This is a genomic window from Hyunsoonleella ulvae (assembly GCF_016827605.1).
Lineage (GTDB): Bacteria > Bacteroidota > Bacteroidia > Flavobacteriales > Flavobacteriaceae > Jejuia > Jejuia ulvae.
Genome location: NZ_JAEPJQ010000002.1, coordinates 492,226 through 507,532, shown reverse-complemented (window position 1 = coordinate 507,532; position 15,307 = coordinate 492,226). Strand labels below are relative to the sequence as shown.

The 15,307-nt window shown below is 35.3% G+C and carries 9 protein-coding genes; all 9 read left to right on the top strand.

What is annotated here, in order from left to right:
* The first annotated feature begins 9 nt into the window (after positions 1-9).
* The 9 genes from JS605_RS07795 to JS605_RS07755 all read left to right on the top strand — a co-directional run bounded on the left by JS605_RS07795 (position 10) and on the right by JS605_RS07755 (position 15,298).
* Complete coding sequence (locus tag JS605_RS07795; protein WP_203257133.1) at positions 10-1,593, top strand: RagB/SusD family nutrient uptake outer membrane protein; 1,584 nt, start codon at positions 10-12, stop codon at positions 1,591-1,593.
* Positions 1,594-1,731: 138 nt separating this feature from the next.
* Positions 1,732-3,906: a beta-xylosidase gene (locus tag JS605_RS07790; RefSeq protein WP_203257132.1), complete on the top strand. Its 2,175-nt coding sequence runs from the start codon at positions 1,732-1,734 to the stop codon at positions 3,904-3,906.
* Positions 3,907-4,087: 181 nt separating this feature from the next.
* Positions 4,088-4,963 carry a T9SS type A sorting domain-containing protein gene (locus JS605_RS07785; RefSeq protein ID WP_203257131.1) on the top strand — a complete coding sequence of 292 codons (876 nt, stop codon included), beginning with the start codon at positions 4,088-4,090 and terminating at the stop codon, positions 4,961-4,963.
* A gap of 97 nt (positions 4,964-5,060) precedes the next feature.
* Entirely contained in the window at positions 5,061-5,375 is a 315-nt protein-coding gene (rhaM, locus tag JS605_RS07780) for an L-rhamnose mutarotase (protein WP_203257130.1), read from the top strand.
* A 122-nt stretch (positions 5,376-5,497) separates the two neighbouring features.
* A complete protein-coding gene (locus JS605_RS07775; protein WP_203257129.1) occupies positions 5,498-7,684 on the top strand; it encodes a BNR-4 repeat-containing protein in 2,187 nt (728 codons plus the stop codon).
* Between the two features lies 1 nt (position 7,685).
* Positions 7,686-8,387 (top strand): fibronectin type III domain-containing protein, encoded by a 702-nt coding sequence (locus JS605_RS07770; protein ID WP_203257128.1) that lies wholly within the window; start codon positions 7,686-7,688, stop codon positions 8,385-8,387.
* Between the two features lie 389 nt (positions 8,388-8,776).
* A complete protein-coding gene (locus JS605_RS07765) occupies positions 8,777-11,578 on the top strand; it encodes an alpha-L-rhamnosidase (RefSeq protein ID WP_203257127.1) in 2,802 nt (933 codons plus the stop codon).
* Positions 11,568-14,321, top strand: a complete 2,754-nt coding sequence (locus JS605_RS07760) for a family 78 glycoside hydrolase catalytic domain (protein ID WP_239000298.1) — start codon at positions 11,568-11,570, stop codon at positions 14,319-14,321. The genes JS605_RS07765 and JS605_RS07760 overlap by 11 nt, the downstream gene beginning before the upstream one ends.
* Complete coding sequence (locus JS605_RS07755; RefSeq protein WP_203257126.1) at positions 14,321-15,298, top strand: family 43 glycosylhydrolase; 978 nt, start codon at positions 14,321-14,323, stop codon at positions 15,296-15,298. The genes JS605_RS07760 and JS605_RS07755 overlap by 1 nt, the downstream gene beginning before the upstream one ends.
* Positions 15,299-15,307 lie beyond the last annotated feature (9 nt).

The following is a 15,307-nucleotide window of genomic DNA, read 5'->3' as shown; positions in this document are numbered from 1 at the left end:
AAAAATAATATGAAAACAAAACACATAATTTTATCCGTCTTTATAGTTTTCGCATGCTTTAGTTGTGAAAGCTTTTTAGAAGAAGACCCAAAAGCACTTATTTCTCCCGAAACATTTTTTGCTTCGGAAAATGACGCAAGACAAGCGGTGCAAGGTATGTATGCCATTTTAAAGAACAACTCTTTATATGGTCAGGTAGGACTAGACCATTTTTATGATAATGGGTGTGATATTATTGAACCCAACCGTAATGCAAATTTTGTGCAACCAATAGGGAACTACACATTGAATGAGGCCTTGGCAGATGTATCTGTTCAAAAAATGAGTGTTTCAGATACTTGGAAAGACCTTTATCGAATTATTCTAAATGCTAATGTTATTATAGATAGAGTAACAGGTAATGAGGCCATTGGTACCCAAGAAATAAGAACTGATATCCTCGCAGATACTAGATTTATTAGAGGCTTATGCTACTGGCATATTACTAACCTTTGGGGGGATGCGCCATATTATACAGAGGTATTAACTTTGGAAGAAATCGGTTCTTTAGGTAGAACTCCAGAGGCAACTATTGTTGAAGGGGTTATGGAGGATTTACAGTTTGCTCAAGATAATCTACAGGACGCTTACACAGGTGATCAAAGTGGTAGAGCTTCAAAATGGGCAGCAGCTATTGTAATGGCTAAGATTTATATGAAGCAGCAACAATGGCAACTAGGTTTAGATAAATGTTTGGAAATCATCAACCAGTCTCCTCATAGATTGTTAGATACTTACAATGAGGTGTTTGATCAATTTAATGAATACAATGATGAAATTATCTGGTCTTTAGATTTTGCTAGAGATATTAATAGCCAATTTGATCCAGCATTCCCGGGTAGATCATTTGCTGGTAACAATAACTGGCGCCCAAGTATGTTTAATCCACGTCTAAGAGATGAGCCAGCAAATTCAGATGAAAGAGCTGCATTAGGAGATGCATTAGCTGCTAGAGGTGAAGCGTTTAATGGTACTGGATTACAGGTGGCTTCTAAGGACTTTGCTGAAAAGTTTCCAATGAATGATTTAAGAAGAGAGCTAAATATAGTGGATAACTATTTAGGGTTTCAGTTAAATTTCCCATACATGGCAAAATTCTGGAATTTGGAGTTGGATAGATCCCCTCGTTTTAATCACTCTGATAACAGAATGGTATTCCGTTTAGCAGATGTGCATTTAATGGCTGCTGAATGTGAGAACGAACGTCCTGGAGGTAACCCAAATACAGCTTTCGAATATATTAGAAAAATTAGAGAGCGTGCCTTTGCAACACAAGGAGAAGCTGAGGCTATTTTAGGTTTAAGTCAGCAAGCTTTTAGAGAAGCTATTTACGATGAGCGTAAGTGGGAGTTGGCTGCTGAAATGCATAGACGATATGATTTGATACGATGGGGTATTTTATTAGATGTGGTTCAAGATTTGGAATTCCGTTTTTGGAATCCAGCGGATAATATCAGACCATGGCATGTTAAGTTGCCAATTCCTTTACAGGAATTAGAAAATAACCCAGCATTATTGGAATCAGATCCAACAAACAATGGATACAGAAATTAATAAGCAGTAAGTTTTTTAATTGTTTAGTTTGAAGAGGCTGGAGAAAATTTTTCTCCAGTCTTTTTTTATACAAGATAGTTCAGGATGGGTAAAGGATAAATATCTTTTAGATTAGTAGCCAAATACAAATTAAGTTAAATGAAAAACTCTGTTTTTGTACTAGTTTTAGTTAGTTTCTTTTTTAAAAGTTGTCAATCTGAGACATCAACTTTAAAAGCAAATGAAAAAGATCAAAAAATAAATGAAAAAGTAGAAGCGCTATTAAGTCAAATGACCTTAGACGAAAAAATAGCAGAATTAACACAAGATGCTCCTGCCAATGAAAGATTAGGTATTCCATTTATGAAATATGGAGAAGCATTACACGGATTATGGCTTGTTCTTGACTATTATGGCAATACGACAGTTTACCCACAAGCGGTGGCCTGTGCCTCAACTTGGGAACCAGAACTTATTAAAAAAATGGCGTCTCAAACAGCACTAGAAGCGCGGGCTTTGGGTGTTACGCATTGTTACTCCCCTAATTTAGATGTTTACGCAGGAGATGCCCGCTACGGTCGTGTTGAAGAATCCTATGGAGAGGATCCTTATTTGGTGTCTCGAATGGGTGTGGCATTTATTCAAGGGTTACAAGGAACGGGTAATGAGCAATTTGATGAAAATCATGTGATTGCAACGGCTAAACATTTTGTTGGATACCCTGAAAACCGCCGTGGTATAAATGGTGGATTTAGCGATATGTCCGAACGTCGTTTGCGTGAGGTTTACCTTCCACCCTTCGAAGCTGCAGTAAAAGAAGCAGGGGTAGGCTGTGCTATGCCGGGGCATCAAGATTTTAACGGTGTTCCATGCCATATGAATACATGGTTGTTAAAGGATATCCTACGAGATGAGTTAGGATTTGATGGTTTTATTGTATCCGACAACAATGATGTAGGGAGATTACAAACCATGCATTTTATAGCTGAAACCAGAACCGAAGCTGCTATTTTAGGCTTAAAAGCAGGTGTTGACATGGACTTGGTAATTGGTAAAAACGTAGACCTGGCAACGTATCATAATAATATTTTGAAGGATACAGTAATACAGGATCCTGCATTGATGAAATATATAGATAAAGCCACATCACGTGTTTTAACCGCCAAATATAAATTAGGCTTATTTGATTCAGAACCAAAAGAAATTGATGAGGAAACTGTAGAGGCTGGAACAGACGAACATCGTGAGTTTGCATTAGAAATTGCTGAAAAATCTATTATCATGCTTAAAAATGATAATAAACTTTTACCTCTTGATGTATCAAAAATAAAATCTTTAGCTGTCATAGGCCCTAATGCACATGAAGAAAGACCTAAAAAGGGAACATATAAGTTGTTGGGAGGGTATTCAGGGTTACCGCCATACTATGTCTCTGTTTTAGATGGTTTGAAGAAAAAAGTAGGTAATAATGTAAAAATAAATTACGCTAAAGGTTGCGATATAGACAGTTTTTCAAAAGACGGATTTCCCGAGGCTGTTGCTGCTGCAAAAAAATCGGATGCTATTGTTCTGGTTGTGGGTAGCTCTCACAAAACCTGTGGTGAGGGCGGCGATCGTTCCGATCTTGATTTATATGGCGTACAAAATGAATTGGTAGAGTTGATCCATAAAACAGGAAAACCAGTAATTGTTATTTTGATTAATGGTCGCCCATTGAGTATAAACTACATCGCCGAAAATATACCGTCTGTACTTGAAACGTGGTATGGAGGTATGAGAGCAGGAGATGCCGTTGCAAACGTAATTTTTGGGGATGTTAATCCAGGTGGAAAACTAACGATGTCTTTCCCACGATCTGTTGGGCAAGTTCCTGTAACTTATCTGGAGCGTCCTGACTTTATTGGATCTGGAAAAGGAAAGTATCGTTTTACTGATAAATCGCCCTTATTCCCATTTGGATACGGTTTAAGTTATACAACTTTTGAATATAGTACCCCAAAGCTTGAAAAAGAATCAATTCCAGTAGATGGTTCCACAACTATTTCAGTAAACGTTACTAATATTGGAGATAAAGAGGGTGATGAGGTTGTGCAAATGTATGTTAGGGACGATTACGCATCTGTTGGTCGCTATCTAAAGATGCTAAAAGGATTTGAGCGAATCACTTTAAAGCCAGGAGAAACTAAAACAGTTACATTTAAAATAGGTTTTAACGAATTAAATTTATTAAACAGTGATATGCAAAAAGTAGTAGAGCCAGGAACTTTCACTATATCAGTAGGGACTTCTTCCTTAGAAAAAGATTTGCAAAAAGTAGTTTTAACTGTAAAATAGACAGCTCTATGTAGAACTTTAAAATGTTAATAATGAAATTTTTAATTTGAAAATTGGCACTAAAGCACGCATAACAGGTTAGTGCAGGATAGTCTATTTATTCATTTTTTTTAATTTGTACCAAATTGTAGTCTTTCTAATGACTAACAGACTAAATATTAACTTTTTAAAAACTTAAATTATGAAAAAAATTACTTTAAAGTTTATTGCTTTTTTAATGCTAGCTATGTTCTCTCTTCAAGGTTATGCTCAGGCTATTGATGACGGAGATGGCGATGATTGGGGGTTTTTTAATTCAGGCTCTTTAGGAGTTTGGGAAATAAAACTTCGTGATCAAGTTGGTGGTGTAGATCTTTTTCTAACGTTGCGAAACGATCTTGGTTTAGCTTACAGTCAAGATGTTGCTAATTCTCCAACACAACAATGGTTATTTGAAGCTCACCCTACTGTTACTGGTATGTTGATAATGAGATCTACTGTTGAAAATGGTAGCGGTGCTAGTCTTGGGTTTGTACAAATAGATCCGTCTATCACAGGCGTAGCTACACCAATGGTAGTGACAACTACTCCTGACGACAATTTAGGGCAGATTCAGATGAGGAAAATAGCTTCTGGTGAGCCATGTTGTGCTGCAAATTCTGATTTACCTGGCCAAAACCAGATCTTCTTTAGAGGTGATTACGCAGGTACTCCATGGGCAGGTCAGAGTTCTGCTTATAGATTTGGTGCAACCCCTGTAGAAGACGATCCTATCACTTTAGATACTAGTGGTGATAATTTCCGTTTTAGATTTGTTGCACCATTAAGTAACGATGAGTTTGATACAAGCTCTATATTTGTTTCAAATCCTGTAAATAACAGAATTAGTATTAAGGGATTAACTGCTGAAGTTAATTCAGTTTCTGTATATTCTCTTATTGGTAAAGAAGTGTTAACCAGAGAAGTAAATGGAGAAGCATCATTAACTTTAGATGCGAGTGCTTTATCAAGTGGTATGTATCTAGTTAAGTTTACTGGAGAAAAAGGAAGTTTTACCCAAAAAGTGATAAAGCAGTAATAGTTTTACAGCTTAGACAAGATAAAACATTTATATAAAATCATTCTATGCGTAAAATACGCATAGAATGATTTTTTGGTTAAAAAAGTATGCTAATATGAAGCGACTAGCGTTTAAAATGAAATTGAATAAAGGCCAAAAAGCAGCCTATAAAGAAAGACATGACCAACTATGGCCTGAATTAAAAAAATTGCTTAAAGACAGTGGTGTAAGTGAGTACTCTATTTTTTTAGATGAAGAAACCAGTACATTATTTGCCTTTCAAAAAGTATCTGGAGAAGGTGGATCACAGGATTTGGCCAATAATCCAATTGTTAAAAAATGGTGGGATTTTATGGCAGATATAATGGAGGTAAATTCAGATAATTCACCTGTTTCTATTCCACTACAAGAAGTGTTTTTTCTGGAATAATTAATTTTTAGGAGAAGATAATTCTTAAAACGTCGTCAGCATACTACAGGATGCTTTTTTATTGAAATTACATAAATTTGTATATGTAAGCCTTATTAAATAAGGTAATAAAAAGAAAAATTATGAAAAAAGAATACTCTCGAAAAAAGAGTTTGCATAACTATGTCTTAATAGTTGTAGTGCTGATACTCTCTGTCACTTTAAATGCTCAAGTTGTTTTAGAAACCGAAGTTAAAATTACAGACTTAGGTCTACATTTCGATGGTAGTAAAGTAACTAGCGGAGCTTCAAATACTGGAGATAATGCTCCTTATGACTATTTTTTTGGGAGAAATATCTCAGCTCATGGAGATGCCATAAAAACCTATGGGGATTATGTTTTCATGACTTGGTATCGTGGTGGTAAAGCAGACCGCCATGTAATGCTTACCCGCTACAATATAGTAACCGGCACAATGGCAACCATCGAGTTTCCTCATAGGCATACGGGGTATCAAAATCAATACTGGATTGGAGAATCTCATAATACCATAGCTGTTGGTATAAGTCCTTTAGACGGAACAATTCATTTATTGTACGATATGCATGCTTATAGTGCTTCAAGACCATCTAATGGAAGTCTAGCTAATGATTATTTTAGATATTCATATTCAGTTAAAGATGCAGCTTCGTTACCAGATGCTGATTTTACTTTGGATAAATTTGTTCAAAATGGTAGCGGTGGATATAAGCATTTAAGAATGCCGGGAACTGCTGCTCAATCAGAATTCGTATCATTAACCTACCCAAGATTCTTCCAAAATGATGATGGAGAAATTTTTATGCTTATGCGTGAAGGTGGAAATAACAATGGTATGTATAAGTTTGTAAAATATGATGCCAATACTGGAGAATGGGGTAACTTCATAGATTTTAATAGGTTAAATGCAAGAAGCCAACCAGGGATTGATTATAATTGGGGACTTTACGGTGATATGAAATACGTAAACGGTAAGTTTCGTATTGGTTTTCAACGCAGATCTCAAAATAATGATGATAAATATCTTTATCAAAATGGAGTATATTATGCCTATTCAGATGATCAAACGGCTGCTACGGGTTGGAAGAATTATAAAGGAGAATCTTTTAGTCTTCCATTATGGGATGCTGATTTTATAAAAGTCATGGAACCTGGAGATTACGTAGAGACAACAAATCCAAATAGAGTACATATAGTTGGTGGATTTGATTGGACGGTAACCGCCAATGGTGATGTACATATTAAGAGTCAGGTACGAGATTTAGATAGTAACGTAACTAAAAGCTTACACACTTACAAACCGGCAGGTGCTACAGAGTTTATAACTACAGAAAAATCTATAGCAGGTTCGTTTTACACATCTGGGGCTAATGTTTATGCAGTAGGCTTAAATAACGGTAGAGTTGTTGTAGACAAAGCAGAAGGTGGAACTGATAATTTTGAGAGGGTTTATGAGGCTACCAGTGGAAGACAGTATGATCACGGCGTTGTTCATATAGAAAATGGAAAAGCATACTATTATTTGATGGAAGATAGTTCTGGTAATGCGCAGCCATTATATCTACAAATTATCGATTTAGGTATTGTCCCAGTAGACCCTTTGGGACCTGATAATTTTACTATTCAATCTGTTGGTGAGACATGTGTAGGTAAAAATAATGGTAAACTGGTTATTAATGCAGGGGCAGTTCATGATTATGCTACAACTATTAATGGTGTAGATTACAACTTTACTAAAGATGCCACGATTGAAGACTTGAGTCCAGGAACTTACGATTTTTGTATTGAAGTAGTAGGAGAAAATTATAACCATTGCTATGAAGTAGTAATTGAAGGAGGGATTAATTTGTCTGGTAAGATGCAAGTTGTTAAGCAATCTGTAGAGGTATCTGTTGATGAGGGGGCTCCTCCTTACACGGTTTACAAAAATGGAACTCAAATTATGGAAACATATCAGTCCAAATTCAATGTGCAAGTAAACCATGGCGATAATCTGGTTGTAAAAAGTAAAGATGCGTGTCAAGGAGAAATGGTAAAAACTGTAAATCTTCTTGAAGACATTAAGGCTTATCCAAACCCTTCTGATGGTGTATTTGAGATTTTTATGCCAAATAATTTAAAGGCAGTAGATGTAGAAATATATAATATTCATTCTCAGTTAATCGATGTGAAGAAATATCAGGCAAACTCGAGGAAAATGATGTTGAACATAGAAGATAAGCCTAACGGTATTTATTTTGTAAAAATAAATGTAGAAAAGCCAGTATTTATTAAGTTAATAAAAAATTAAAATGAAAAAGTCATATATATATTTAGTAGCTCTCGCAAGTATTATCTTGTCATGTAGTAGTGGTGGGGATGATAGTACACCAGAACCAGATCCAGTAAACACTGCACCTTCTGTCCCTGTTCAGGTTTATCCATTAAGCAATACGTTGTGTATTGATAATAACGTAATTTTTGAATGGAATGCTTCTACAGATAATGAAGGAAATACGATAACTTATAGAGTTGAAGTATCTGAACAAAGTGACTTCTCCTCGCTAGCATATGATGTTTCAAGCTCGACAACGTCTAGAGTTATTAGCTTAGAGAAAGGGAAATCGTATTATTGGCGGCTAAAATCCAGAGATAGTAAGGGAGAGGAAAGTGCATATTCTGCCATTAGTCAATTTTTGGTTGAAGGTGATGGTGTTTCTAACCATTTACCATTTGCTCCTAGCCTTGTTGAACCTGCATTAAACTCTGAAATAGATGCCACTAGTACAACACTAAGTTGGACAGCTAGTGATGTGGATAACGATAGTTTAATTTACGATGTGTATTTAGATACAGATAGTGATCCAACAACAAAAGTTTCAGAAAATCAATCTGAAACAACATATAATGCTACCGGTTTAGCAGCAGCTTCAACTTACTATTTTAAAATAGTTGTAAAAGATGGAAATGGAGGAACCACTATAGGTCAAATTTGGAGTTTTACTACCAAATAATTATGTGTCAAAAGAAACTTGTTGTGCTGAAAGTAATAAATCAAGTTAATAATAGATAATTATTTTTTAATTGATTCTTATTTAGAATTCACAACATAATAGATATAAAAATAAAAAAACCAGAAAGTTTAACTTTCTGGTTTTTTGTTAGTATGATTTCCTAAAATAACTAAAAACCCGAATCCATCATAAAAAATGAAATAAGAATATAATTTTAATTAAGTTCTTGGTATGGTGATTTCTAAATAATAGAAGGAAAAACGCATTATTCTTTATTATAAGCGTAGATCAAATAACTTCTATAAATCGAGATACAACAGGATAGTTTTTTTTTTGAAAAATTGGAAATTGCTTTATTACATGTGCGCCTTATTGTTTATGAGTCATTTATGAGATACAAGTCTATTGTTTTTAGAGTTTTTTTGTTAAGTATTTTTGTGGGATTGCTATCCTGTAACACTACTCTGGTTGAACAGCCCATATATTTAACTATTTCTGAAGGCTTTAAAAATCCTGTAGGGTTTTACGATGATAATCTTACATTTTCATGGAAATTACCTATTTCTGAAGATATAAAATCACAATCAGCCTATCAGGTTATTGTGGCTTCATCTGAAGATATATTACCCAACAATCCAGATTTGTGGGATTCTCAAAAGCAGATTTCAGAACAATCTAATTGGGTCGAATATGAGGGAGTAGAACTGATATCCAGACAAAAGGTATATTGGCAAGTACGGTATTGGAATCAAGATGGTCAAATTTCAGAATGGAGCGATATTAATTCCTTCGAATTGGGACTATTAAAAAACTCAGATTGGAAAGCAAAATGGACGGGTTTAGATACGGCTAAAGACAGTATAAAAGGAGTTCGTAAATTCCTAATGCACAGACCTCAATATTTAAGAAAATCATTTGATTTACCTTCAGAAGTTAAATCAGCGAGATTATACATTACAGCAAAAGGTGTTTTTGATGTGCACTTAAATGGAAAAGACGTTAGTGATGATGTGATGCCTCCGGGATGGACGCCTTATAATCATCGTATTGAAACACTAACTTATGATGTTACCGATTTTTTAAAATCCAACGAGAATGCACTAGCAGTAGAATTGGTATCAGGTTGGCACTCTGGAAGGATAAGTAGAGGGAAAGCACTTTATGAAAATTTTGCGTCTCCAAAAGTGTTGTGCCAGTTAGAAATAACCCTTGAAGATGGTTCACAGCAAACTATAGTTTCTGATGAAACTTGGAAAGGAACTACAAACGGCCCTGTAAGATTAGCAGGCATTTACGATGGCGAAACCTATGATGCCAATTTAGAAATGCCCAATTGGACGAATCCTGAATTTAATGACAGTTTATGGCATGCGGTTGAAGTACAAGCTATCGATAACACTGTTAAATTAGAACCTAAAAGACATAGTACTGTAAAAACGCAGACTATAATTGATGATGTACAGTTGGTTTCTTCAGAGGGAAATCGTGCCGTTTTCAATCTAAAACAAAACATAGTGGGTGTGCCAAAAGTGAAAGTCCCTATGAGGAAAGGCGATACTTTAAAGATTAGATTTTCTGAAATGCTATTAAAGGATAATACTTTCTATACCAAAAATTACCGTTCTGCGCATTCAACTGATTATTATATAGCTTCAAAAGATGGTATTATAGAATATACACCAAAGTTTACATTTCACGGGTTTCAATATTTAGAGTTGAGTGGTTTTGATAAAAATGCAAAACCAGAAGCAAGTTGGGTAAAGGGGTTAGCACAACATTCAAATTTTGAACAAAACGGAACGTTTACATCATCTCATGACAAGCTGAATCATTTGCAACGAAATATTACTTGGGGCTTGCGCGATAATTTCTTTGATGTTCCAACAGATTGCCCTCAACGAGACGAGCGCTTAGGATGGACTGGAGACGCACAAGTTATCGCGCCAACTGCTTTGTTTAATTATAATACACATGCCTTTTGGACGGCATGGTTGCAAAGTTTAAGAGAAAACCAATCTGAACACAAAAATGGAGCAGTACCTTTTGTGGTACCAGATGTGCTTCAAAACAAGAGTGCAAGTTCGGGATGGGGAGATGCCAGCGTCATTATTCCTTGGGATATTTACAATGCTACTGGAGATATTAATGCACTTAAAGAGAGTTATGAATCTGCAAAAAAGTGGGTAGGCTACTATCAATCTAAAGTAAAAGACAAAGTCTATATTCCAATTATGCATTCTTTTGCAGATTGGTTGCAACCCTATCCTTCAAAACCAGGAAAAACAGGAAATCGAGGGGACACACCTAAAGTATTTATAAATACAGCTTTTTTTGCGCATTCGGCACATTTGGTTTCTAAAATTGCAGGAGTACTTGGAAATGTGGAAGACGAAAGCTCGTATAAAAACTTATATAACAATATAGCTAATGCTTTCGAAAATGAGTTTTTTGATGAAAATGGAAGGTATAAAGGAGAAAAGGAAACTCAAACCATTTATCTATTAGCCATTTATTTTGATTTGCTTTCTGCTGAAAAAATGGAAAACGCGAAGAGATATTTGCTAAAAGAAATTAAAAAAGCAGATAATCATTTAGGAACTGGATTTTTGGGAACACCTATTTTACCAAAGGTTTTAGATGATATGGGAGAAATTGATTTGATGTATGAGATAATCTTTAAAGAAACCTACCCATCATGGTTTTATTCCATCAATCAAGGAGCAACGACCATGTGGGAACGTTGGAATAGCTACAGCATAGAAGAAGGCTATAATAAACAACCAATGAATAGCTTAAACCATTACGCTTATGGTGCTATTGGGCAATGGATGTACGAACGTATTGCAGGTATTGCACCTTTAGCACCAGGTTATAAAAAAATAAAAATCGCTCCTGTGCCCAATACAGAATTTTTAAATTCAGCTTCGGCAAGTGTGAATACACCCTTCGGTAAAGGGTCATCTTCTTGGAAGATAGAAAAGAATATGTTTAATTTAGAAGCTTTAATTCCACCAAATACTACTGCAGAAATTTACCTTTACAATACTTCAAAAAAAGACATATTATTAAATGGTAGGGCATTACGAGAAGGTTCTTATTTAAAACTAGAAGAAGTAGAAGACAAAACTATAGTCGTAACAGTCGATGCTGGTACCTATCAATTTCAAACTAAACTAAATTATGATGAATAATAAAATGAAAATCAATAGATTTTTAATAACACTTTTATGCGTTGTGTTATTAAGTGTAACGTCATGTCAGGAAAAAGTTATATTGGAAAAAGCCAATGACTTAACCATTTCCGAGGGGTTTACAAATCCTTTAGGATTTTATGATGCTAAACCAACATTTTCTTGGAAACTACCAGTTTCTAAAGATGTAAAAAGTCAGTCGGCATATCAAATTGTAGTAGCAAGTAGTCTAGATTTATTGCCTGATAATGCAGATTTATGGGATTCTGGAAAACAAATGAAAGACCAATCTGTTTGGGTAAAATATGAAGGTAAACCCCTAGAGTCTCGCCAAAAAGTATATTGGCAGGTAAAGTATTGGAATCAAGATGAAAATGCTTCCCAGTGGAGTGCTATAAATCAATTTGAATTAGGATTATTGAATAACAGTGATTGGAAAGCGAAGTGGATTGGTTTAGATACCAAAAAAGAAAAAATATTAGGAAGTCAAGATAATATAATTCATCGTCCGCAATATTTAAGAAAAGGTTTTGAGCTATCTAACGATGTGGAATCTGCAAGATTATATATTACAGCTAAAGGTGTTTTTGATGTTGCCATTAATGGCGAAGATGTAAGTGACGATGTAATGCCTCCAGGATATACACCATACAAAGAACGTATAGAAACCATTACTTATGATGTTACTGGTGTTATAGAATCTGGTCAGAATACTATTGGAGTAGAATTAGCTTCAGGTTGGCATTCCAGTAGATTAGGTTGGAGAAAAGAATTGTGGGTTGATACAGAAGCTCCAAAAATATTATGTCAGTTAGAATTAACCATGAAAGATGGTTCTAAAAAAGTGATTGTATCTGATGAAAGTTGGAAAGCTACAACCAACGGACCAATAAGACTTTCAGAAATTTATGATGGCGAAACTTACGATGCTAATCTAGAAATGCCTAATTGGACAACCAATAATTTCAGTGATAAGAATTGGGAAAAAGTAAATGTATTTCCTATAAATGATAAAATTCGTTTAGAACCAAAAAGGCATACAACCGTAAAATCGAAAATAAAGTTAGCTACACAAGAGGTTATTGAAAAAGATGGTGCTGTTATTTTTGATTTAAAACAAAATATGGTAGGTGTGCCATTGTTAAAAGTTCCTATGAAAAAAGGGCAAAAGTTAAAAATTAGATTTGCAGAAAAGTTATCACCAGATGGAACTTTCTACACAGATAATTACAGGACAGCACAATCTACCAACTATTATACAGCATCAAAAGATGGTGTTATAGAATGGGTGCCAAAATTTACTTTTCATGGATTTCAATACGTGGAGTTAAGTGGGTTTGATACCTCAAAAACCCCATCAACTGATTGGGTAACAGGTTTGGTGCAGTATTCAGATTTTGAAGAAAATGGAACATTTACATCCTCTCACGAAAAATTAAATCAATTACAAAGTAATATTGTTTGGGGCTTAAGAGGAAACTTTTTTGATATTCCAACCGATTGCCCACAGCGTGATGAGCGTATGGGTTGGACTGCAGATGCACAGGTATTTGGACCAACCTCTATATTTAATGCCGATGTGTATAAGTTTTGGGCAAGCTGGTTACAAAGTGTACGCGAATCCCAATATGAAGATGGAGGAATTCCTTGGGTAGTACCAGATGTGCTTTTTAATAACAAGGTAAGTGCCGGTTGGGGAGATGCCTGCGCCATAATTCCTTGGGATATATACAACAGAACTGGGGATAAAAGAATTCTTGAAGAAAACTTTGAAACCATGAAGGGTTGGGTAGCATATCATGAGGCTACTACCAAAAATTATATTTCTTCTATGGGGTTTTTTGCAGACTGGTTGCAACCACTGCCTAAAAACGGCGATAACAGAGGAGATACATCTAAAAGCTTAATTGGAACAGCATTTTTTGCACATTCAGCAAAATTAACAGCGCAAACTGCTGAGGTATTAGGTAAAAAAGATGAGCAAGCTAAATATGAGGCTTTATTTAAAACTGTTGCAAATGCTTTTGAAAATAAGTTTTTTGATGAATCGGGGAAAGTAAAAGGCGTTGAAGAAACACAAACCTCATATCTATTAGCATTGGCTTATGATTTATTGTCTGAAGGTAAACAGGCTAATGCAAAAAAACACCTATTAGAAAAAATAGCTGAAGCAGATAATCACTTACGAACAGGCTTTTTAGGTACACCACTATTATCACGAGTTCTGGACGAAATGGGGGATACAGATTTAATATATAAACTATTATTTAATGAAACCTATCCATCGTGGTTCTATTCTATTAATCAAGGAGCCACAACTATATGGGAACGTTGGAACAGCTATAGTAAGGCAGAGGGTTTTAACCCTCAAAAAATGAATAGCTTAAATCATTATGCTTACGGAGCGATAGGCGAATGGGTGTATGAACGAATAGGAGGCATTGAACCATTAGAGGCGGGTTATAAAGTCATTCGTATTGCTCCAGAACCTAAAAGTCCATTAACTTCAGCATCAGCTGAATTAAATACACCGTATGGGAAAGTAGCTTCTTCGTGGGAAATTAATGAAGACATTTTTACTATAAATGTTACTATTCCACCAAATACAACAGCAAAAGTTATATTACCTGGAACTGTAGAATCGATTGAAGATACAAACGATATAAAAACGATAAGCTCAGAAACTGACGATACTGAATTATTGGTACAACCAGGAACCTACACGTTTAAGTCTAAATTATAATGAAACAAGGATTTCAAATAGTTGTTGTTTTGATATTTGGTTTATCCTTGGTAAGCTGTAAAAATGAAAAAAAAGAACAGAAAGCTAATCCAGCTGTTGGAGTAAAATCCTCGGCACACAATGAAGGGAATAACCCTGTAATTCGTCATATTAGAACCGCAGACCCTTCTGCACATATTTGGAACGATGGCAAAGTTTGGATGTACACGTCTCGTGATATGGAAGACGCTACGTTTTACGATTCTATGGATGGTTATCGTGCGTTTTCATCAACAGATATGGTAAATTGGACAGACCATGGCGAAGTATTACATTCCAGAGATATTCCTTGGGGTGCAAAAGGATGGATGTGGGCGCCAACTGCCATATACAAAAACAATAAATATTATTTATTATATCCGCATTCAGTAAAAGGATCAAAAGACGATATGAGATGTGGAGTCGCTGTTAGCGATGTGCCAGAAGGACCTTTTAAAGATATCGGTTGGATTGAAGGTGTGGAAGGAAAATGGTTAGACCCTTGTGTTTTTGAAGATGACGATGGTAAAGTGTATTTATACTGGGGCGTCAGAACACCTAAAGTAGCACGTTTAAAAGATAATCTTTTGGAGTTAGCCGAAGCACCAAGAACCATTGAATATGGCGCTAAAAATTTCTTTGAAGCCAGTTACATGCATAAACGCAATGAAAAATATTATTTCTCCTATAATGCTGGTTTAGGAGGTTTTTATGGGATGGCAGACAATCCTTATGGCCCTTTTGAATACAAAGGGGCTATCAACCCAAAACAAAGGCAAGACCATCATTCTATCGTAAACTACAAAGGGCAAGATTATTTCTTTTATCATTGGCAAAATTGGAATGGAGGGTCAAAATTTAGTAGAAATACTTGTATAGAATATTTGTATTATAACGAAGACGGAACAATACAAGAAATTAACGCCACTGAGGAAGGGGTACAAAAAATAAATCAATAAACAAACAGA

Coding starts and splice junctions, on each gene's coding strand:
- JS605_RS07795 (WP_203257133.1), top strand. CDS start 10: ATGAAAACAAAACACATAATTTTATCCGTCTTTATAGTTTTCGCATGC.
- JS605_RS07790 (WP_203257132.1), top strand. CDS start 1,732: ATGAAAAACTCTGTTTTTGTACTAGTTTTAGTTAGTTTCTTTTTTAAA.
- JS605_RS07785 (WP_203257131.1), top strand. CDS start 4,088: ATGAAAAAAATTACTTTAAAGTTTATTGCTTTTTTAATGCTAGCTATG.
- rhaM (WP_203257130.1), top strand. CDS start 5,061: ATGAAGCGACTAGCGTTTAAAATGAAATTGAATAAAGGCCAAAAAGCA.
- JS605_RS07775 (WP_203257129.1), top strand. CDS start 5,498: ATGAAAAAAGAATACTCTCGAAAAAAGAGTTTGCATAACTATGTCTTA.
- JS605_RS07770 (WP_203257128.1), top strand. CDS start 7,686: ATGAAAAAGTCATATATATATTTAGTAGCTCTCGCAAGTATTATCTTG.
- JS605_RS07765 (WP_203257127.1), top strand. CDS start 8,777: ATGAGATACAAGTCTATTGTTTTTAGAGTTTTTTTGTTAAGTATTTTT.
- JS605_RS07760 (WP_239000298.1), top strand. CDS start 11,568: ATGATGAATAATAAAATGAAAATCAATAGATTTTTAATAACACTTTTA.
- JS605_RS07755 (WP_203257126.1), top strand. CDS start 14,321: ATGAAACAAGGATTTCAAATAGTTGTTGTTTTGATATTTGGTTTATCC.